Source organism: Leptobacterium flavescens, from assembly GCF_010671605.1.
GTDB classification, from domain to species: domain Bacteria; phylum Bacteroidota; class Bacteroidia; order Flavobacteriales; family Flavobacteriaceae; genus Leptobacterium; species Leptobacterium flavescens.
In genome coordinates this window covers 65,345-86,888 of record NZ_JAABOO010000004.1, presented here as the reverse complement: position 1 = coordinate 86,888, position 21,544 = coordinate 65,345, and the positions used below count along the sequence as shown (strand labels likewise).

General features: G+C 38.7%; 25 protein-coding genes and 1 pseudogene. All 26 read left to right on the top strand.

The genetic code is table 11. The features are described from left to right. Positions 1–3: 3 nt before the first annotated feature. Positions 4–318: pseudogene (locus tag GWK08_RS19430) on the top strand (CPCC family cysteine-rich protein); the annotation flags it as partial. Between the two features lie 53 nt (positions 319–371). Further along, on the top strand, positions 372–1,238 hold the full coding sequence (locus tag GWK08_RS16515; RefSeq protein WP_163608359.1) for a YihY/virulence factor BrkB family protein: 867 nt from the start codon (positions 372–374) through the stop codon (positions 1,236–1,238). A gap of 2 nt (positions 1,239–1,240) precedes the next feature. Further along, entirely contained in the window at positions 1,241–1,795 is a 555-nt protein-coding gene (locus tag GWK08_RS16510; protein WP_204336089.1) for a dihydrofolate reductase family protein, read from the top strand. Between the two features lie 21 nt (positions 1,796–1,816). Beyond that, positions 1,817–2,302 (top strand): hypothetical protein, encoded by a 486-nt coding sequence (locus GWK08_RS16505; RefSeq protein WP_163608358.1) that lies wholly within the window; start codon positions 1,817–1,819, stop codon positions 2,300–2,302. Between the two features lie 68 nt (positions 2,303–2,370). Continuing rightward, the gene (locus GWK08_RS16500) at positions 2,371–3,828 is read left to right on the top strand and encodes an amidohydrolase family protein (RefSeq protein WP_163608357.1); all 1,458 of its coding nucleotides are present in this window, start codon (positions 2,371–2,373) and stop codon (positions 3,826–3,828) included. A gap of 14 nt (positions 3,829–3,842) precedes the next feature. Continuing rightward, positions 3,843–4,889, top strand: coding sequence for a helix-turn-helix domain-containing protein (locus tag GWK08_RS16495; protein WP_163608356.1), 1,047 nt, complete (start codon positions 3,843–3,845; stop codon positions 4,887–4,889). A gap of 73 nt (positions 4,890–4,962) precedes the next feature. Continuing rightward, positions 4,963–5,316, top strand: a complete 354-nt coding sequence (locus GWK08_RS16490) for a SnoaL-like domain-containing protein (protein WP_163608355.1) — start codon at positions 4,963–4,965, stop codon at positions 5,314–5,316. Positions 5,317–5,369: 53 nt separating this feature from the next. Then, on the top strand, positions 5,370–5,726 hold the full coding sequence (locus GWK08_RS16485; protein WP_163608354.1) for a hypothetical protein: 357 nt from the start codon (positions 5,370–5,372) through the stop codon (positions 5,724–5,726). A gap of 220 nt (positions 5,727–5,946) precedes the next feature. Continuing rightward, positions 5,947–6,642 (top strand): hypothetical protein, encoded by a 696-nt coding sequence (locus GWK08_RS16480; protein WP_163608353.1) that lies wholly within the window; start codon positions 5,947–5,949, stop codon positions 6,640–6,642. Beyond that, positions 6,635–7,399, top strand: a complete 765-nt coding sequence (locus GWK08_RS16475) for a hypothetical protein (protein WP_163608352.1) — start codon at positions 6,635–6,637, stop codon at positions 7,397–7,399. The genes GWK08_RS16480 and GWK08_RS16475 overlap by 8 nt, the downstream gene beginning before the upstream one ends. Positions 7,400–7,459: 60 nt before the next feature. Continuing rightward, a complete protein-coding gene (locus tag GWK08_RS16470) occupies positions 7,460–7,822 on the top strand; it encodes a DUF1801 domain-containing protein (RefSeq protein WP_239524945.1) in 363 nt (120 codons plus the stop codon). 113 nt (positions 7,823–7,935) lie between these two features. Continuing rightward, a complete protein-coding gene (locus GWK08_RS16465) occupies positions 7,936–8,847 on the top strand; it encodes a phosphate/phosphite/phosphonate ABC transporter substrate-binding protein (protein ID WP_163608351.1) in 912 nt (303 codons plus the stop codon). A gap of 65 nt (positions 8,848–8,912) precedes the next feature. Beyond that, positions 8,913–10,355 carry a pyridoxal phosphate-dependent decarboxylase family protein gene (locus GWK08_RS16460; RefSeq protein WP_204336088.1) on the top strand — a complete coding sequence of 481 codons (1,443 nt, stop codon included), beginning with the start codon at positions 8,913–8,915 and terminating at the stop codon, positions 10,353–10,355. A 14-nt stretch (positions 10,356–10,369) separates the two neighbouring features. Then, the gene (locus tag GWK08_RS16455; RefSeq protein ID WP_163608350.1) at positions 10,370–10,939 is read left to right on the top strand and encodes a Crp/Fnr family transcriptional regulator; all 570 of its coding nucleotides are present in this window, start codon (positions 10,370–10,372) and stop codon (positions 10,937–10,939) included. A 77-nt stretch (positions 10,940–11,016) separates the two neighbouring features. Further along, entirely contained in the window at positions 11,017–11,649 is a 633-nt protein-coding gene (locus tag GWK08_RS16450; protein WP_163608349.1) for a hypothetical protein, read from the top strand. Position 11,650: 1 nt separating this feature from the next. Beyond that, positions 11,651–12,373: a class I SAM-dependent methyltransferase gene (locus tag GWK08_RS16445; RefSeq protein WP_163608348.1), complete on the top strand. Its 723-nt coding sequence runs from the start codon at positions 11,651–11,653 to the stop codon at positions 12,371–12,373. A 107-nt stretch (positions 12,374–12,480) separates the two neighbouring features. Next, positions 12,481–13,056 carry a Crp/Fnr family transcriptional regulator gene (locus GWK08_RS16440; protein ID WP_163608347.1) on the top strand — a complete coding sequence of 192 codons (576 nt, stop codon included), beginning with the start codon at positions 12,481–12,483 and terminating at the stop codon, positions 13,054–13,056. Between the two features lie 63 nt (positions 13,057–13,119). After that, a complete protein-coding gene (locus GWK08_RS16435) occupies positions 13,120–13,557 on the top strand; it encodes a carboxymuconolactone decarboxylase family protein (protein WP_163608346.1) in 438 nt (145 codons plus the stop codon). Positions 13,558–13,982: 425 nt separating this feature from the next. Then, positions 13,983–14,489 carry an RNA polymerase sigma factor gene (locus GWK08_RS16430; RefSeq protein WP_239524944.1) on the top strand — a complete coding sequence of 169 codons (507 nt, stop codon included), beginning with the start codon at positions 13,983–13,985 and terminating at the stop codon, positions 14,487–14,489. Positions 14,490–14,491: 2 nt separating this feature from the next. Continuing rightward, on the top strand, positions 14,492–15,082 hold the full coding sequence (locus GWK08_RS16425; RefSeq protein ID WP_163608345.1) for a hypothetical protein: 591 nt from the start codon (positions 14,492–14,494) through the stop codon (positions 15,080–15,082). 142 nt (positions 15,083–15,224) lie between these two features. Further along, on the top strand, positions 15,225–16,034 hold the full coding sequence (locus tag GWK08_RS16420; protein WP_163608344.1) for a formylglycine-generating enzyme family protein: 810 nt from the start codon (positions 15,225–15,227) through the stop codon (positions 16,032–16,034). An 85-nt stretch (positions 16,035–16,119) separates the two neighbouring features. Then, positions 16,120–16,485, top strand: coding sequence for a nuclear transport factor 2 family protein (locus tag GWK08_RS16415; RefSeq protein WP_163608343.1), 366 nt, complete (start codon positions 16,120–16,122; stop codon positions 16,483–16,485). Positions 16,486–16,685: 200 nt separating this feature from the next. Continuing rightward, entirely contained in the window at positions 16,686–17,669 is a 984-nt protein-coding gene (locus GWK08_RS16410; protein WP_163608342.1) for an NAD(P)-dependent alcohol dehydrogenase, read from the top strand. Continuing rightward, positions 17,666–18,337, top strand: a complete 672-nt coding sequence (locus GWK08_RS16405; RefSeq protein ID WP_163608341.1) for an SDR family NAD(P)-dependent oxidoreductase — start codon at positions 17,666–17,668, stop codon at positions 18,335–18,337. The genes GWK08_RS16410 and GWK08_RS16405 overlap by 4 nt, the downstream gene beginning before the upstream one ends. Further along, positions 18,331–18,720 (top strand): hypothetical protein, encoded by a 390-nt coding sequence (locus tag GWK08_RS16400; protein WP_163608340.1) that lies wholly within the window; start codon positions 18,331–18,333, stop codon positions 18,718–18,720. The genes GWK08_RS16405 and GWK08_RS16400 overlap by 7 nt, the downstream gene beginning before the upstream one ends. 14 nt (positions 18,721–18,734) lie before the next feature. After that, complete coding sequence (locus tag GWK08_RS16395; protein WP_163608339.1) at positions 18,735–21,461, top strand: DEAD/DEAH box helicase family protein; 2,727 nt, start codon at positions 18,735–18,737, stop codon at positions 21,459–21,461. The last annotated feature ends 83 nt before the right edge of the window (positions 21,462–21,544 follow it).

The window sequence follows — 21,544 nt, the reverse complement described above, 5'->3', positions numbered from 1 at the left end:
TCCTGTGGATATCCAACACTTTCGGAAAGATGCGCCTGGGATATTTGTGTAATTTGTTTCTGGGAAGATGACGGACAGGATGATTGCGATGCAGATAAAGTTTATGGTGGCCCCAATCAAGAGTTTTCATTAACACAATATAGAATTGAATGGGAAAAAAGCCTGAGTAAAATAAAAAATGAAAGCTCTGAAATTAAGAGCCATTTAAAGAGAATTGATGATCTGATCAGATTGGATAATAAATCGGATATCCCGGAAATACTCAAACTGGTTGATTATATCTCAGATTGGTTTACCGAAAGCAGGAAAATTAAATAATTAAGCATCCCTGGAACATAAAAAATAATACTAATTTTAATAAACAATCTTATATGCTTCAGCTTTTTAAAGCAGTCTTCAGTCATTTTTTTAACAGTAACACCTTTCAGAAAGGAGCAGCATTAGCCTATTATGTGGTGTTTTCCATATTACCGATGATCGTTATTATCATTTCCCTTCTGGGCTTGTTTTTCGGGAAACAGGCTGTTGCCGGGGAAATATTCGGTCAGTTAAAAGACACACTGGGGAGCGATGCTGCGGCGCAGATACAGGATATCATTAAAAATCAGCATACAAATCACAACAATATCCTGACCACCGTTATAGGGTTTGTAACCCTGGCGCTCAGTGCTTCCGGAATGTTCAGTCAGATACACAATTCCTTTAACAGTATCTGGAATATTAAGGCAAAACCTAAAAGCAGTGTTCTGAAATACTTCTCAAAACACCTGACATCTTTTATCCTTTTGATAGTACTCGTATTTATCATGTTGAGCAGTACTGCGGTAAACAGCTTTTTAATAAAGCATACTGCCGGTCTCCACAGTACCTATAAGCTATCGTATATCTATGAACATATAGTGTCATTCGTCCTCTTTAGCGTTGTTTTTGCTTTGATGTTTAAATTCCTGGGAGATGCCAAAGTGCACTGGAAAGTGGCACTGGCCGGGGGATCCTTCACTTCCCTGCTATTTCTTTTTGGGAAGATCGGGATAGGAATGTATATCGGCCACAGTCATATTTCCACCACCTTTGGTTCGGCAAGTGTTTTAGCCTTGTTGATGCTTTGGGTGTACTACACCTCCCAAATTATCTTTCTTGGGGCATCTTTTGTTAAGGTGATAAGCCGTAAATTAGGGTATGAAATTCTACCCAACAAAAATGCAATAGAGATCAGGAATGTAGAAGTAAGTAACTAAAGATGAAAACAGACACTTCCAGAATAACGATCCATATGGTTTCCAGTCTCGATGGCTTTATTGCCAAAAAAGACGGGAATGTTTCCTGGATGCAATCGACTGACACCTATGAGAAGGGTGTTACCCTTACTCAGGAGCAAATTACCGACTTTGTTAACAGCATCGATTGTTATGTGATGGGTTCCAAAACCTACGAACATGCCCTGGAACTCGGATGGCCCTACGGAGAGGTCCCGGTTGTGGTACTGACCCACAGAAAGCTGACTACCGACAAGACAAGTGTAGAATTCTATACAGGTGATCTGAGCGATCTTGTAAACAAACATTTAAAACCACGATATAAGAATATATGGATGGTTGGAGGAGCCGAACTTACCAAGGATTTTATCCGCTTAAACCTGGCAGATGATATTGTTATTTCCATGATGCCGGTAATTCTGGGGGACGGAATCCTGTTTTTCGACCATGTGGGGAAGGAACAGCTATTACACCTAAGAGATGTTACGGCCTACAAAGATGGGATGGTAGAACTGACCTATGAGATAAAAAAGGAGTAAAAAATTTATAACAAAGAGGATTTGAATAAAAAAGAAATATTTTGGCTGATCGGTGTACTGATCCTGATACTGATTCTAGATATTTTGGTATTTGGCATCCATGATCTCCATCCCAGCTCAACATTAGACATAAATGTTCACGACACCTATTTTGTTATTGCAAACAGTTACTTTCTGATTTTTATTGGAACATTGTTATTTTTTGGAGTCTACCTGATCAGAATGTTACGCCGGAATTTTAAAAACAGGATTGCAAATCTTATTTTCCTGATTTCCAATCTTAGCCTGATCCTGATCTTAAGCTATCTGATCTCCTATATCAGCTCTCTTAGAGAATCCGCAAGAATGATGAAACATTCCTTAAACAATGAGACTGTTGAAAATACCGGAAACGGATGGAATAATGCTTTTGACATTCTAATGATCATTCAACTGGTATTATTAATATGGCTTGTGTTTTGTGCATTTAAAAGTGGGCAGAATTATAAACGAAAAATTGATTCATAAAGAAAATTGCAAACATCCGATATTGAGAAGTTCTTATTCCATAAATATTGATTAGCTTTAATGCAATCATGAAGAAAATACTAACTCTTATCCTCAGCCTGATACTTTTTTCATGTGCTGAAAAGAAAGATCTCACTGTATCGGAACTCTCCGAAAAAACAGGAATTTATTTTAACAGTATAAAAGACGATCCATCAGAATTAAAGCATTTTTTCACCAAAATGCCCAAAGGAGGTGATATTCACCATCACTCCAACGGAACACCCTATGCAGAGGAATTTATCCAGAATGCAATTAACGATAGTTGCTATATAAATCCGTTTACTTATCAGCTTTATTCTAACAGGGAAAAAGCCATACTACAAGGCGATACTTCCGCTGTACTTATAAATACGCTGTTGCAGAACAGGCCGGATAAAAAAGATTCCATCATCGATAACTGGTCCGTCCGAAATTATAAGGAAAATAACAGGGACGGGCATGACCTGTTTTTCAGCACCTTTACCAAATTCGATCCCGCCTTTGTCGGTTATGAATCCGAATTGCTTTCCGAAATATGCAGAAGGGCAGCTGCAGATAATATTTCCTATCTGGAGACCATGATAGCAGCTCCCAATATAAACGACAGTATTGCAAAATTTGCCGATGCAGGTCAATGGGATTCCGATAACAGGGCACTCCTTACAAAACTGGCAGATCTTTACACTCACTTTAAAGACAACAATATCAGCAAATGGGCAAAGGCCAATGCAGATTCTCTGGATAATTTTTACACACGGACCAATAAACACGGAATTGACCTGAAATTTCAGACATACGGACTCCGGATCTCTGCAAACCAGCCAAAAATATTCGGAAGCCTGATCCTGGCATTCGAAACAGCCACCTTATCGGAGAATGTGGTTGGAGTGAACTTTGTAGCTCCGGAGGATAATGCCAATGCCCTGAAAAACTACAGCACCCATATGCAAATGTTCGGCTTTCTGCATGAGAAATATCCCCAGGTTAATATTTCCCTGCATGCCGGAGAACTGGTTCCGGGAAAGGGAAGTGTAAAAGAGTCTGATCTGAAGTTTCATATAAATGAAGCCTTAAAAACGGCAAGAGCAATGAGGATAGGACATGGAGTGGATATCACCGGGGAAGATAATTACGAGGAGGTCCTTCGCTTTATGAATAAGAATGGACGTGCGGTAGAGATCAACCTGGAAAGTAATGAGGTCATCCTGGAAACCAACACAAAGGATCATCCGATCAACGCATACAGAAAATACAATGTCCCTATCTGTATTTCTTCGGATGATGAAGGAGTACTAAGGACCAATCTTATTAATCAGTACATGCTGTTAATCGAATATGTACCCGATATTAGCTATGAGGAGATCAAAAGTATTGTTTTTAATTCGATCCGCTATTCCTTCCTGGTGGAAAATGATAAATCGGGGGTACTCAAAAAATTAAAGAGTAAATTTGAAGAATTTGAAAAAGAAATAGTTAAGGATAACGACCAATCTAAAAACCCTTAGCAAATAATAGTTGCATGGTAGATAAATTCATACCGGAATTAAATAAAGTGTACTTCATCAACCAGTACACCATGCTTCATATTTTAAAGGGAAACGGAGCCATACAGGTCGATTTTAAGAACTACGACGATTGGGACGACCGCCTGATCTTTCTGGAAAAGGGCCAATACATCAAATTCCTCTCCGATGATTTCCTGGTCCGGAAAATTGAATTCGAAAATGAAGATCTCTTTAAGAATGAGAGTGTTCGTGTTCTTTTTAAGCATATGATCTCTTTGGGGTATATCAATTTCTCCGAATGCTCGGACTGCCAGAGATATATCAGGGATACGATCATAGACCAGCCCAAGAACATCCTGGATATTTCTTCCGACCAATGGTACTGGCAAAATCCATTTAACGCCAGTGCAGATGAATATCAGATCATTTTTGACACCAAAGACATTATCGATCAGCAATACAAGAACCACCTTTCCAATGAGGATATCGCTTCCCTGATCGGAGCGGGCAGTAAGCACGTTCATTCCCTGGTAAGGGATAAGGTCGGGCTCTCCATAAAAGGCCTTCTGGCCAATAAGAGGCTCACTCAGATACAAAAAGATATCGCCTTTACCGATAAGCCCATTCAGGAAATTGCCTATGATTTCGGCTATAAGGACCCTGCTTACTTTAACCGCCTGTTTAAACAGAATACGGGAAAGACACCTTTTGAATTCAGGAAAGATATGGCCTTTGAGGTGGAAGATACTTTTCTGAACGAACTCTTTTTGCTGATCCGGGAGTTTCATGCCAGTCAGCGTAATGTGGATTTCTACGCCGAAAAGATGTATATCTCCAACAAGACCCTTTCCAAAAAGGTGAGGGATAAGCTTCAGATATCCATTGGCCAGCTTATCAGGCAGCAGATCATCAAAACGAGTAAGAAACTACTCGGTGAGGGTCAATCTATTCATGAAACCGCATATCAGCTAGGCTTTGAAGAGGCCAACCATTTTTCTTCCTTCTTTAAAAATCACACTCAACAGACACCTTCCGACTTTCTGGTCAAAAAGTACAATTAATAGGGCATTTTTTGTAGCTCCTTCCCCGATCCCTCTTCCCATCTTTGCATTGTCAAATTAAACATCGTGCACAATGAATATTAAGGAACAGGTTCAAAGGATAGACAAGATGGTATCACAGGGAGATATCGTGAATGCCGTAAAGGAATACTTTGCAGAAGATGCTACCACATCCGATTATCGCAGGGTAACGACAAACGGCAAATCACAAATGGTTGAAAAGATGGAAGGGTTCCTTGGAGCAATCGATTCCGTAAACGGTATCACACATCACAATTCTATAGTAGACGGCGGGATGTCTGCTTCGGAATTTACATTTGATTTCAATATGAAAGACGGGAGCAAAATTTTCTGGCATGAGATCATCCTCAGAAAATGGAATGAAGAAGGAAAAGTGATACAGGAAGAATATTTTGACGCAGAATAATCACATATAAACCACTAAAAAATCAATCATTATTAATTTAAATATTTAATATCATGAAATTTGTAACAAAACAGATACACGCTTTTTTAGATTATCCTGTTGCAGTGGCCTTAATCGGTCTTCCTTTCCTATTGGGATTGGGAACTTCTAACCCTTTAGCATTACAACTATCCGTAGGAACGGGAATTGCAGCATTTATTTTAACCTTGTTAACTGACCACCAAACCGGAGTAATTCGCGTTATTCCTTATAAAATCCACCTATTGGTAGACTTTTTGGTAGCGATAGTATTTATAATAACTCCTTTTGCCTTCGGATTTGAAGGATTGGATGCTTACTACTACTGGATCAACGGAGCGGCAGTATTAACTGTTGTCAGTTTGCACAAACCGGAAGTGGCTGTAGCCTAGCAATTGTATTTATATAAAACAGCTTAAAGAGCGCAAGTGTAGGGACTTGCGCTTTTTTTATGGTATGGGTTGAAGCATTTTGCTACAAAGGTTTTATAATTTTCCAAAAACCAAAAAACGAAGAAAAAGATTACAAAAACTATGATTGTATGAGAATTTTCAGAAAATAATGATTAGTTTTAACCAGGAAGATATGGGTAATTATAAACCAATAAGCTAAATGCAAGATATCTTAATTGTTATTTTATTTCTAGGACTTTATTTCTCTCCTGTTTTATACCAATTAGTTATTGTCATTAAAGAGAATAAGAAAGGCAATAAAACTCCGCTCAAAAAGTTTAAAAAATTCCTTAAATATAGCTTTCTGATACTTCTCCCTCTTGCCATTGCCTTCATGATCCTTATTAGAGTTAATTTTTTAAACTACGAAAGCCCGATTACTTATGATAGAGTAGATCAAATAACATTCAAAAATTTTAGAGGGCTTGAGTTTTTTAAAAAGTCTTTATATGGGAATAAACGATTTGCATACGTTGTAACAACAATTAAGAGTGAAATTTATGACGATTCCGTAAGTATTCAGGCTTTATTTCATCCTTCCAGGTCTTTTGTTTATGATACACATTCAAATAACAAACAATTACTTGATCATGAGATCTATCATTTTAAGATCACAGAACTGTACGCACGGAAACTAAAGTACAGGATCTCTAATCTAAAACATTCTTCTAAAAATGAAATCCGGGAGCTAATATCATCTACTTGGTTGGAGGAAAGAAAGTTTCAAGAAAAATATGACTATGACACCTTTCATAGCTATGTTTTTAGTGAACAGAAAAAGTATCAGAAGACTGTTGATAGTTTATTAAATTTACTTTCGGAATTTAAAGAACCAAAAATTACATTAAATGATTAAAGTGAAAACTATTATCCCTGTTCTTATCAGTTTTATGGTGTTGAGTTGTAAATCAGAAAAACATGAGTTCCCATTGGAGAAAAGATTTTGGGATGTTAATGATTATAGAACAATTACACTTGAATTGAATTATGGTTATGAAGATGATGAAAAACTTCCTTCCATAAGTGATCCGGAAACCAGAATAATTGTAGAAAAGCTGACCGATCACCAGAACTATGAAATTGTTTTAAACGATGAAGAATTAGGTCTTAAGCACAGAAATAAAGTAGCAGATGAGTTTTTTGACCGATGGAAGGACATGAATAATGTGTATAGGATAAGAGATGTTCAGGACAAGTATCTATACGATATAGAATTACTAAAAGTATGGCATTTTGGGCTAGGCTTGCAATTGAGATACTTTAAACTTGGAAATGATAACATCCTAGCCAGTTCAGATGATCCTAATTCAACTATAACACAAAACAGGCTTAATTTCAACGTAAAGACCTTAATAGGTAATTATAACATTTATCTGGACGAAACAATCAATGAGGAAGCTTTTTCTGATAAAGGGAAAACATTATTTGCTGAAGGAATTGATATATACTTCTCACAACTAATTGAGCTTTATCCTGATGCTGATTTTAGTGAAATGGAACGGAAGATTGATTTAATGAATGCAAAAAGTAACCATGGAAAAATAAAGGAATCCTTATCAAAAATTAAGTCACTTATAGAGTCCAAAAAAATACGGAATAACTACTCAAAATAATGACTAGCTTTAGGCATCCGTTAATAAGCGCTTTGTTTGTTAATTGCACAATCTGATTCCATGAAAAACCTGAGTATAAAAACAAGCCCTGAAGTTGAACCGATCTTCGAGAATTATCCCGATCCGGTTCGGAAGAAAATGCTTGAACTCAGAAAGCTTATCCTGGAAACCGCAGGAGAAGCAGAAGGAATAACAGATATAGAGGAAACCCTGAAATGGGGAGAACCCAGTTTCCTTGTAAAAAAAGGAAGCACTATCAGAATAGATTGGAAAAAAACAAACCCGATCAATACGCATTATATTTTCAATGTACTTCCAGGCTGGTCCCTACTTTTAGAACGATCTATAATGATATACTGGAATTTGAGAGAAACAGGGCAATTGTGCTCAAACTGGAAGATACGATCCCGGAAAAAGAACTAAAACACTGTATTTCCATGGCGCTGTCCTACCACAAAATAAAACACCTCCCGCTGTTGGGAGCATAGATCCGGATAAGGAATAACATCTTAACTTAGTACCAATAAATAAACAAAATGAATAAAGCCAAGATCATCTTTTTAATAGCGATCCTGATTGGTTTGACAAGCTGCAAAAGCGATAAAAAACCGCTCACACTTGCTACCTATACCTATGCAACAAACAACAGGATCGATAACCTGAAACCCCTGTCCGTAGAATTGGAAAACTTACTGAATCAGCCGGTTGATGTAAAGAGTTATCCGGATGTCACTTCCTTTATTGAAGGGATAAAATCGGATGAAGTCGATATTGCACTGATCAATACTCTGGGATATCTGCTGCTCTCCCTCGATAATAAGAATATGGAGCCCATAGTCACTTTAAAAGTTAAACAGGATGCAGTTGATAATTATAAGACCGTATTGCTAACCAATAGCGACAATATAACCGATCTGAACGGCCTGAAAGAACATGCTGACAGCCTTTCAATGATGTTTGTTACCGAAGGGTCCACTTCCGGGAATCTGGTGCCCAGGCTGCTGTTAAGCTCCATTGGCATAAAATCTCCCACCAAACAGTTTAAAGAAGTGAGCTACGGAGGCAATCATACCTCCACCTTCAATAAGCTAACAGCAGGAGAAGCCGATATCTGTGCCATAGGAAGCAATGAATATTTTAAACAGATTCAGGCCGATTCGACCCTTTTAAACAAAACCAGGCTTCTCTGGATCTCCAAAGAGATCCCCCTGGGCCCTGTATTGATCAATAACAAATTAACCGAAGCAGATAGAGAAAAGATCTCAGACCTGTTTCTAAGCTTGCATGAAAAGAACCCGGAAGCCCTGCAATCTATAAAAGATGGCTGGTCGGAAGCCAAACAGGCAGAAAAATTCTATCCCATAACCGATAGTTATTACGACAATTTCAGGAGGCTTAATGGCAACAATACCGACTTATCCGATATTCTGAATATGTTTGTAAAGTGAACGATCTGAAATTAAATGCATTCACCGGCAATGGAACCTTATTATTTTAATTCCTTCATATTACTATGATCGATAAAATCAAAGAACTTGAAAAAACATCACAGCTTCTGGATCCCGGTCAGGATCAGAGAGACCAATGGAATTCCGAAGTTTTAGATTACGCCAATACTTTTATCAATACACTGGATACATCCAAAGCCTTTTATCATTCCGAAGAAAACGGAAAAAGTCTTTATAAACTGGATATTACCGAAGAGGCAACAGACCTTACCTCCCTCCTGGAAAGTACAAAGGCAAATATCGATCTGGTAGGGATCAACCCGGCTTCCAACGGACATATGGGGTATATTCCGGGTGGCGGACTCTATCCATCGGCGCTTGGCGATTATATAGCGGCTATCAGCAATCGCTATGCGGGTGCATTTTTTACGGCTCCGGGGGCAGTACGCCTGGAAAATATGCTTATTCGCTGGATGTGCAGGCTGATGGGATATCCCGAAAATGCCATTGGGAATCTAACATCGGGAGGATCCATTGCTAATCTCATTGCCATCGTTACAGCAAGAGAAGCCTATGGCATTAAGGCCAGGGATATCGAAAACTCGGTGATCTATCTTTCGGAACAGGCACATCATTCCATTCAGAAAGCTATCCGCATTGCCGGACTCTCCGAAGTGCAGTTAAGATACATTCCGTTGGATAAAGGGTTAAGGCTCTCCGTAACCGAACTCGAAAAAGCTATTCTGAGCGATAAGGAAAAAGGCCTGAAACCCTTCTTTATCAATGCATCTTTTGGTACCACCAATACCGGAGCCATAGATCCTATAGACCCGATTGCGGCAATTGCAGAGAAATACAATCTGTGGTTTCATGTCGATGCGGCATACGGAGGTTTCTTTAAACTGGTAGCCGGCATGGATCCTAAGTTCCGCGGAATAGAAAAAGCCGATTCCATTACCCTGGACCCTCATAAAACCCTTTTTCTGCCTTTCGGAACAGGGTGTATCCTCATAAAAAACAAAGAAAAACTGTTTAAAGCATTTCATTACCTGGCAGATTATATGCAGGATACGGTCGATGCGATTGAAGAAGTTTCTCCCGCAGATATATCTCCCGAGCTTACCAAACACTTCAGGGGAATGCGATTGTGGTTACCTCTGAAACTGTTCGGTTTAAAACCTTTCAGGGCGGCCTTGCAGGAAAAGTTATTGCTAACCCGTTATTTTTACGATAAAATTAAACAGACCGAAGGCTTTGAAGTAGGGCCGGAACCGGAACTTTCAGTGGCTATGTTCCGATATATCCCTTCCGGTGGAGATGCCAATGAGTTTAATAAAAAACTGATCCGGGCCATACAGACAGACGGCCGTATATTCCTTTCTTCAACTACGGTTGATGGTATTTTCTGGATACGGGTGGCAGTGGTGATCTTCAGGATCCATTTAGAGCAAATGGATCTTTTGCTCCGAATTATACAGGAGAAAGTTGATGAATTATCAGATAAATAGAATTATAGTCTAAAATGATGCACAATCCCCTTATTGAATCTTTGAGCAGGACCGGAAGCTATTCGGAGAAAGAGCTGGTATTCCTCGAGAAAGAACTCCGGCTTCGGGAGCTTAAAAAAGACGAGGTCCTGCTGAACAAAGGAGAAGTGTGTTCTTCATTGTGTTTTATCATTAGCGGGGCGCTATATCAATATGAGATCGATTCGGATATGAACAAAAATATCATCGATCTGAACGTCGCCAATGAATGGGTCCTGAATCATAAGAGTTTCACATTACAAAAAGCTTCCGGGTACTATATCCAGTCTTATGAAAACACATCTGTTTATGAGTTGACGATAGAATCTATTCACAAGCTTATCGCCCTCTCCCAGACATTCCTCCAGATGGGTAAGATCCTGGAGCATTCGGTTTCCCGCATTGACTTCTTTGATCGTAAATACACTCCGGATGAAAAATACCTTCATCTGATGGAGAACCGACCTGAGTTGATACGCAAATTCCCTCAAAAACTTATTGCCTCCTTCCTGAAAATAACCCCCGAAACCCTGAGCAGGGTAAGGAATCGCTTTTCAAAAGGCTAAAGGATTTCTTGATTTGGATCAAGTGCTGCTGCTGTAAAAACTTTTGATATTTGGTTTTCAATCCTAAAAGAAAATCAATGAAAGATCATTTCCACAAAAGCACAGGAATTTCACTTATTTCCGGTTCCTTATTAATCATCGCCACCATGGTATTACATCCTTCGGGAGGTAGCCTTCAACGTATTGTTGAGATCACTGGAGTCATTACGATTGCTCATTCTCTGGCGGTCTTTTGCCTTCCCATCGTTCTTTTCGGCTTCTACGGGCTCACTAACAAATTGATGGAGAGTTCCAGAGTTTCAATCCTCGCATTTATCATCATGGCATTCAGCCTGATCGCTGCTATGTTCGCCGCTTTACTAAATGGTCTGGCACTCCCCTACTTCCTCGGTAAATATTCGAATAGCCTGGAGGAAAAGGCTGAGGTTTTAAAACCTATATCCAGTTTTAGTTTTGCGGTAAACACTTCCCTGGATTATATTTTTATCGCCGGTTGCTGTCTGGCTATCTTAATATATTCTGTACTTTTAATAAGTAAAAGCAGGTCTCCGAAATGGATAGGATATTTTGGGATCCTCATTCTGGTATTTGCCGCTATCGGTGCCCTGACAGGTTTTGTTTTTACCAGTTTAACAGGCTTTAGGATATTTACTTTCAGCCTGGCTGCCTGGATCTTATCCGCTGGATTTTACCTAATTAAATCTGAATAATATGAGCAAAGCAAAGATCAGACAGGCTTATGAAGATCTGGCCGCAAGTTATAACTCCATGATCGATCACAAGCCTCATAATGCCTATTACGATCGCCCGAATACCTTAAAACTGATGGAGGATATTAATGGCAAAAGGATCCTCGATGCGGCCTGTGGTCCCGGGAAGTATGCAGAGATACTGATATCGCAGGGAGCAGACGTAACCGGTTTCGATATCAGTCCGGAAATGATAAAATACGCCAAGGAGAGAAATAAAGGCTCCGGACATTTCTTCGTGCACGATTTGAGCGATCCGATCGGGATGATTTCCGATGCCTCTTTTGATATGGTATTATGTGCCCTGGCGCTGCACTATATTGAAGAATGGGATCTGACCATTAAAGAGTTCTGCAGGCTTTTAAAACCCGGCGGAAAGCTGGTTATCTCTATGGAGCATCCGTTTTTCAATTACCTCTATTTCAAATCGACCGAATACTTTGAGGTCGAACCGGTAAAATGCACCTGGTCGGGCTTTGGAAAACCCGTAGAAGTACACAGCTACAGAAGACCTTTACAACAGTGTATTGCTCCTTTGTTGGAAAACGGTTTTTATATCGAAAAGTTCATAGAACCCAAACCCCTTAAGGAGTTCGAAAAACTGGACCCGAAACATTATGCCGAATTAAACGAATTCCCCTCATTTATGTGTATCAGGGCCGTTAAGAAAGAGGGAGTCTTGTAAATCAACAGCTATGATCAGGAATGGTGGGAGGTTGACTATTTTCTCCCGCCGTCCTGGTTCAAAATAGCATTATACTTATTATCTTGGTCAGGCATATCGAATACAAAATGTCAAAACAATTTTTTGAGCATCTCAGCAAGTTTACGGAAGTCAATGAGAATGACCTTGAAGAAATAATGACATTTTTTGACTTTCATAAACTCGGCAAAAAAGAGATCCTGATGGAGGCCGGTACTAAATGCACGTACAATCATTTTGTTTTAAGCGGCTGCCTCCATATGTATTTTATCAATAGCAAGGGCACGGAACGAACCGTTCAGTTTGCCATTGAAAACTGGTGGATAACAGATAATCTGGCATATCTTCGCCAAGCCCCAACCGATTTCTATATCCAGGCCGTTGAGAAAACAGAAGTCCTGTCTATTACACATGACAAACAGCAGGAGCTTCTGATCAGATTTCCACAGCTCGAAAAATATTTCAGAATTATCTACCAGATCTCTTATGGCTCCTCCCTGATGAAAATGAAGTATATACACGACCTTTCCAAAGAGGAAATGTATTTTCATTTTACCGAACACTTCCCGGAATTTGCCCAAAGGGTTCCTCAGTATCTTATCGCTTCCTTCCTTGGGTTAACCCCCGAATACGTTAGTGAAATCAGAAACAAAAAGCGTTCTTAAACCAGCTTAAGTTTTTTTGGCTGAACGAAAGGTAATTTTGTATCAAATTCAAATGACACACCAATGGAAAAAAGAATTCAAATAGATGCTGCAGAGCCATCTGCTTATGAAGCTATGTATGCCCTGGAAAATTATCTGCAACAGGGTAAATTGAGCAAGACCCACCTCGAACTTATCAAGATCAGGGCCTCCCAGATTAACGGATGTGCTTTTTGTATAGATATGCATACCAAAGATGCCATGAAATACGGAGAAGACCTTCAACGTATCTTTTTACTGGAAGCCTGGAAGGAATCCGGCCTGTTTACCGAAGAAGAAAGGATCATCCTTCAAATGACAGAAGAGGTAACGCTTATTCACCAGAACGGATTAAGCGATGAAACCTACCGAAAGGCTATGGAACAATTTGATGAGCATTACTTTTCCCAGATCATAATGGCCATTGTAGCTATCAATTCCTGGAACAGGATCGCTATTAGCACCCGTAAACCCATTGGTTGATGTAATTTTAAGGAAGGTGTTTAATATCGGAAGTGTGAGTTTTGGTTAGGGATTGTTACTCGCAGCTGTGCTCTTCGGGTTGATCCATGTAATGGTTACCGTATCTCCAACATGACATTAAAGAATTGGAAGCATAAAAGAAAACAATTAATAAATAAAACTTCCGTAAAGTGTAATAATCTTAAGATTCCATGATCTAAAGGTTAAAGTAATTCTTTATACAATGAAAAAACAAAACAGAAATGCTTTCATTCTTTTTATTTCAGGAAGTTTATTCGTTTCTTTTGCGCAAATGGTCCGGTATTATACAGAAATTCCCGATTTTTTATATGGTTCCCTCTCGGGGATCGGTATTGGTCTTTTAATTTTGGTTCTCATAAGGTTTCAAAAAATTAATTCTGTAAAAGAGCCTTAAAAAGGTAGTTTTGTTGGAATTTATGAATGAAAAAGAGCGTTATTTTAAACAAGTTTATCAGGAATCCAGAGATAAGATCTATCGCATTTGCCTTGGTTTTACAGGAAATCATATCGATGCTGATGATCTGTTTCAGGAGATCACCATTAAAGTTTGGAATAATCTCAATTCTTTTAGAAAAGAAAGCAACATAAATACCTGGATCTATCGGATCTCAACAAATACTGCGCTTCAGTATCTTCATAAAAGAAACAGGTCAGATAAATTTCGCAGAGATTTAAAATCCGAGAACATTATCACGGAAAATGCAGAACATGAATATTCCGATCATGAAGAACAAGTAAATCGCCTGTATAAAGCAATATCTTCCTTAAAGGAAATAGACAGGATAATTATTGGTCTCCTCTTAGAGGAAAACAGTTACTCGGAAATAGCAGATATTACTGGAATAAGCACTTCTAATGTTGGGGTCAGGATTAACAGGATAAAAAAAGCCCTGTCTAAAAAAATGAAATAATTATGGACAAAGAAATAAAAAACTGGCAAAGAATATGGCAGGAAGAGAATCCTAAACCCTTGGACATCGACAGGTTAATTTACCAATTGAATAAAATGGAAAAGGTAGCTCGCCTTCAAAGGATTTTTGTGCCTCTTCTTTTTGCTTTTGCACTGTTTTCGATGATAACTCGCCTCTCTGGCAATATTTACAATTTCTTATCCGTGCTGTTTATTATAATTGCAGTCCTGTTCCTGCTAATTCCGCTCTATTTAAGCAGTTTCCCCCTGATAAATGAGAAGATCAATATAAATAACCAGAGTTTTATTCAATGGCATATTAAAAAATTAAAGAGAAAACTGCTCATTCCTAAAAGGTATATGCTCATATTTATAATACTGTTGACCCTTGCTTTTAACATTGCTTTTTTGGGTGCTTTAAATAATGATACATTAGCAGTAAAAATAACCGCACACCTGTCCACGCTTATTCTTTTTGCTGTTTTGTATTTTGCCAGGAAGATCGGAATAAAAAGATATGAAAAATACATCCTGCCGGTTATTGAAAAATTAGAAAATATATCGGGCAATGAAGAGTCACTCCCTAGAAAGTGATAATGATTAAGATAAGGGGCTCAGCTTAATTGGTTAACTTTGGATTATAAGGACGGATGTTATATCTGAAAGAAGATGTTTAATATGTCCGCCCTTTACTATAAATGCTTTCTTTTACCTCTGACAGTGCTTTGTCTATAATATGGTGAAAAATATGTTGAGACGATCTATTTACATTCTTTTTTTACTTCTTACGGCATGTGGTTATGAGCAGAAAAAAACACAATTTACATGGACCGAACCCATCACGGGAATGGAATTTGTACAGATCCCAAAAGGGCATTTTTATATGGGAAAAGCCGGTTCTGTCGATAGCCTTCATAAAGTAAATATATCCCATGATTTCTGGTTAGGCAGAACAGAAGTAACCCAGGAGCAATGGCAGGAAATAATGGGTACTGTAGAACTTCATCCCGAAAAGCCCTCCCCTTTTCATCTTAAAGACCCGCTATATCCTAAAGTCAGTATTTCCTATAATGACATACAGGGGTTCCTCGAAAAACTTAATACCTTATCCAAAACCGATCATTTCAGGTTACCAACAGAAGCCGAATGGGAATACGCCTGCCGGGCCGGAACATCTACCCCTTTTTCCTTCGGGGAACGTATTTCGGATAGCCTGGCCAGCTATAATGCCGATATCGCATCGGACTACTCTGCAAAGGGGAAATATGTGGAACATCCTATGCCGGTAGGCAGCTACCCACCCAATTCCTGGGGATTATACGATATGCACGGCAATGTTTGGGAATGGGTATCCGATTGGTATGCGCCTTATCCGGTAACTGAAGTAACGGATCCTATCGGGCCTTCCGAAGGAATATCAAAAATTATTCGCGGTGGAAGCTGGTATTACGGGGCTGGGAATGCTCTCTCCTCTACCCGCAGGGAGCACGAACCGCAATTATGGGGATTTTCTATCGGGTTTAGGGTAGTGAGGAAAAAGAAATAATCTAAATGACATATCAAAAAATGCTTTATCATCTCCAATCCTTTAAAATTTTATCCCTAACTTAAAAAACAAAAACCTGTCAAAAATGGAACTTCGGGAATTAGTAAAAAGATGGTTTAAAGCCTGGGAAGAAGGCGATTTCTACAATCTTCCCATCACAGAAAATTTTAGTCATACGAGTCCGTATGGCACCATCGACGGCAAAAAGGCATATACCGATCTGGTAGCAGTAAACAGGGATAAATTCCTGGGTCATCGCTTTGAATTACACGATGAGATCTACGACGAGGACCGGGCTTGCGTACGATATACAGCTGTTCAGGGCGATTTTAAACTGGAAGTAAGCGAATGGTATTTCCCAAAAGACGGACTCATAGAGCAGATCGTGGCCTATTACAATATTGAAGGAGAGATCAGTGATGAAAGAAAGCTAAAGGATCTCAATGACTAAGAACGAATACCATTAATTAATAATCAAATCATTAACAAATCCAACAAAAGATTTATCAAATCAAAGTTACTCCTTTATCAAATTTTAAAAGTGCTTTATAAAGGATGTATAAACTTTACTAAGCTTCAAGGTTTCTGAGATTTAATTTTATAAATTACATCAGGTTTAAATGAACCTTTAATACAACCAACCTCAACCTGATGAAAGCAATCGTTTTTGACCAATACGGGCCACCGGAAGTACTTCAGCTTAAAGAGGTAAAAAAGCCTGTTCCCAAAGAGCATCAGGTGCTTATAAGGGTGCATGCCACTACGGTAACTGCCGGCGATTGTGAAATACGTGCTTTTAAATTCCCTCTCTTATACTGGCTTCCTTTACGGCTTATGTTCGGTTTTTTTAAACCCAGGATAAAGGTCCTCGGGCAGGAACTGGCCGGAGTGATTGAAGCTGTGGGTAACAAAGTAAACGGATTCAAAACGGGCGATCCGGTCTTCGCGGCAACCACAGTTAGAATGGGAGCCTATGCAGAATATATTTGCCTGCCGGGCAATGCAACCATCGCTTTAAAACCGGAAGAAGTCAGTTTTGACAAAGCCGCAATTATTCCAACCGGCGGACTCAATGCATTGCATTACCTGAGAAAAGCAGACCCAAAAAAAGGAGAAAAGATACTTATCATTGGTGGAGGAGGTAATTTTGGCAGTTTTGCCATTCAGCTGGCCAAATATTTCGGTTTGGAAGTAACAGCAGTCGATAGTGCCGAAAAACTGGAAATGATGCGCTCTATTGGCGCAGATCACGTTATAGACTACAGCAGGGAAGATTGTACCGAAAAGCAGGAAACCTATGATATTATCTTTGATCTGGTGGGCAAAAGTTCCTTTTCGGCATGTATCAGGGCACTAAAAGTCAAAGGGCGCTATATCATGGCAACACCTGTACTTTCCAAAGTGATAAAAGGGATGTTCTTAAAAGATAAAAAGGTAATTTCTCAATTGGCAAAATACAAAGTTGAAGACCTGGATTACCTGGCACAGCTAATGGAGGAAGGTAAAATAAAAGCAGTCATTGACAGATCCTATCCCCTGGAACAAACGGCCGAAGCACACCGTTATGTGGAAAGCGGGTATAAAAAAGGAAATATCGCAATAGATCTTAAACATTTAATTCAGAAGAAACAGTGAAAAAAACCGTACTTATAACAGGAGCGAGTCAGGGTATTGGTCTTGCCCTGGCAAAAAAATTTCTACAAAACGATTATCAGGTCATCGGAACAAGCAGGAATGGTGAAGTTCACGGAATTACGGATAAAGCCTTTCAGGCTTATAAACTTGACCTTACTCAAAATAACAGCATTCAGAGTTTTAAGGACCTTCTTATCAGCAAGGACCTGCAAATAGATCTCCTTATCAATAATGCGGGTATAGGGCCTGATCTGAACCATATGCTTCCGGAGGAAGAAAGTCTGAGAACTACTTTTGAAACCAATCTCTTCGGGACCATCTTTTTAACGGAAGCCCTTATTCCACTATTGAACGATTCAGCCAAACTGATCAATATTTCTTCCAAAATGGGAGCGATAGGACCCTGTGTTTCGTCCTGTTCTCCGGCATACCGAATGTCCAAAACAGCCCTGAATATGTATACAAAACTGCTTACCAATCGCTTTTCAGGCAAATACAAAGTTGCAGTTATTCATCCCGGCTGGGTACGGACCATGATTTCCGGAGACGATACCAGCGGGAGGCTTTCCCCCGAAGAATCGGCAGAAGGGATATTCGATTTTGTAATCAGTAATTTCAGAAACGGAATGTTCTGGGATGTAGAAACCCGATCGGAAATAGAATGGTAAAGAATAAAAAAAGTCAACGAGGAATAACAATTTTAGTTTTTCTTTTCCTCTTTATCCTCAGTATCCTGATCGATAAAAACATTGGGACTTACGGGATCAATAAAACAGTAGGATGGGCCTGGGATATTACCAATTATTTATGGTGGGCAAGTTGGGCTACCTGGCCACTTATCATACTGGTTTATATGATATTATTTATTTTTAAATTAAAGATCAATCCGTTTCTTCTTGTTTTACAACTGATCGTATTTATTGTCTATTTATTTTCCATAAGATTTTATTCCTATGCATATGATTTCTGGACTCTGTTATATGTCCTCTCTATCCTGATCTTTCTGATAAATGTGATATTGGCAATCAGATCTCTAAAAAGAACTTCTTAATAAAAAATATTCGCTTGAAACAGTTTCCTTCCGACATAAAATTCAAATATAACTGGAGAAAATATCAAAAAAGAGTACTTGATGAATTAGAAGAACATCTTAGTGATGATCATCTTCATATAGTGGCACCTCCGGGATCAGGAAAAACAGTTCTGGGGCTGGAAGTTACTCTTCGACTTAATAAACCTGCTCTTATTTTAGCTCCAACAATTGCCATTAGGAATCAATGGGTTAAACGCTTCTGTGAACTCTTCATACAAGTTGATCAAAAACCTGATTGGATCTCAAAGGATATTCACAATCCTAAATTCCTCACTGTGGCAACCTATCAAGGGCTCCATGCAGCTTGTACTGGAAAAGATCCCGATCAGGAACAAGAGGAGAACGAGGAAGAAAATGGTAATGAAGAGAACGGTAATGGAAGTTCCCTTTTCAAAACCCGGGAAGTTATTGAGCGGTTTAAATCTCAAAACTTAGGAGTCATAGTTGTAGATGAGGCTCATCATTTAAAAAATGCATGGTGGAACTCACTTAACGCAATCAAAAATGAATTAAAACCCACAGTAGTTGGATTGACAGCTACTCCTCCTTATGATGTTTCCTATTCTGAATGGGAACGTTACCTTGATCTCAACGGCCCTGTTGATACTGAAATATCTGTTCCGGAACTAGTGATTGAAGATGATCTTTGTCCTCATCAGGATTACGTGTTTTTCTCTCAGCCAACAGTTGTAGAAGTACAGAAGATAGATATTCATCGGCAAAGAGCTCAAAAATTATTCAATGAGATCAAAACAGATCAACTTCTCATTGAGGCACTCGAACAATACGAAGTTTATAAAATACCTGATCAACATCTTGAGTGGATTTACAGCAATCTTGAATCTTATTCAGCCATACTCATTTTTCTCCATGCAGCCGGTACAAAATTGAGAGAGGAGCATTTGGAAATTATTGGTAGCGCAAAATTCTCCGTTCCCAAACTGAATTATGAGTGGATGGAAACTCTTCTCACCTTTTATCTCTTTAATTCTCCAAAAAGTTTTAGTAAGTACGAAGATCATCAACAAGCACTTATTAATAAACTTAAGAGAAATGGTGTACTGGAAAGACGTACCGTAAATTTTACTGATAATCGAAAAATAAATAGTTTTTTAAGCTCCAGTATCAGCAAATTAGAAAGTATTAAGACGATTGTTGATTTTGAGTATAATCAACTCAAGCAAAATCTGAGAATGGTTATTCTCACCGATTATATCAGAAGAGAATATCTGGTTCAACATCCTGAAAGTGAAATTGAATTAGACAAGATCGGAGTTGTCCCCATTTTTGAGCAATTACGGAGAAACAATTCTCTCCATATAAAGCTTGGAGTATTATCAGGATCTCTGGTTATTATTCCAGAAACAGCTCTTGCCTCCTTTAGAGAAATAGCCAGCAAATATGGAATCAGTAAAATTTCCGCTAATCCACTTTCCTATGATCAGAAGTATTTAATTATTAATTCTTCTGATCAATTCAAACATCATATTGTTCACATCATCACCCAATTGTTTGAGAAAGGTTATATAGAAGTTTTAACCGGAACAAAATCACTGCTGGGAGAAGGTTGGGATGCGCCTTCTATTAACTCACTTATTCTAGCCAGTTTTGTGGGATCTTATGTGCAGTCTAATCAAATGAGAGGGCGAGCCATACGTACAGACAGGTTAAATATGGATAAAGCAGCCAACATCTGGCATCTCGCTTGTGTTGACCCTACTGTCTTCGACGGAGGAAATGACATTCAACTTTTAAAGAGACGATTCCGTGCTTTCGTTGGAGTTTCTTTTGAGAAAGAAGCGAGAATTGAAAATGGTATTGGACGCCTCAAACTTCCGGACAAAATAACAGGTATACAAGAAATTGAAGAGATAAATAATAAAATGTTTATTAACGCAGAAAGGAGAGATTTACTTAAGGAAAAATGGAAAGAAGCTTTAAAAACCGGTTCTCTCCTCATAGAAGAAATAAAAGTACCTTTCCCGGAAGAACAGAGTTATAACAAGGTAAAATCCATGTATTATAACAAAACTATTGCCAATATGGTAGCTATACTAAGTTCACTACTTCTGGCATACGGGGAAACACTTTTTGAAGAATTTATTCACTTAACAAGACATATTAAAAATCCTGATCAACTTTTTAACTGGCTCTTCATCATTGGTGTATTTTCTACCTTGCTCTTTGGTAGATTATTTTACACGACATTAAGAATGTATATTAAGTATAGGGATATTTCTAAAGATATTAGTCAAATAGGAAAAAGCCTTCTGAAATCTTTAACTGCCATCCGGGCTATTCGGACAAATCGATCTAAGCTTACCGTAGTTTCTCATATTGATGATTGGGGAGCTATCTATTGTCATCTGGAAGGTGGAACCACTTATGAGAAAGCGGTCTTCATTAAATCTTTACAGGAAATAATAGCTCCTCCCAACAATCCCAGATATTTAATAATTCGAAAAAGTTTTTTCCTGAAGGTTTTCTCACAAAGAGATTATCATTCGGTACCGGAAATCATAGGAAAGAAAAAACGGTCTTCAGAATATTTCAGAGATCAATGGTCACAGATAGTAGGACCTTGCGAATTAATCTATACCAGAACAATAGAAGGACGTAAATTACTTCTTAAATCTAGGATAAATTCACTTGCTTCCCAGTTTCAGGACAAAGCTGAAAGGGTTAATAGGTGGAGATAATGTTCTGGAATATAGAAACACAGTCCGAAATAGAATGATAAGTAAAACATGCATAGTTCTTAGCTACATTCTATCCATAGTAT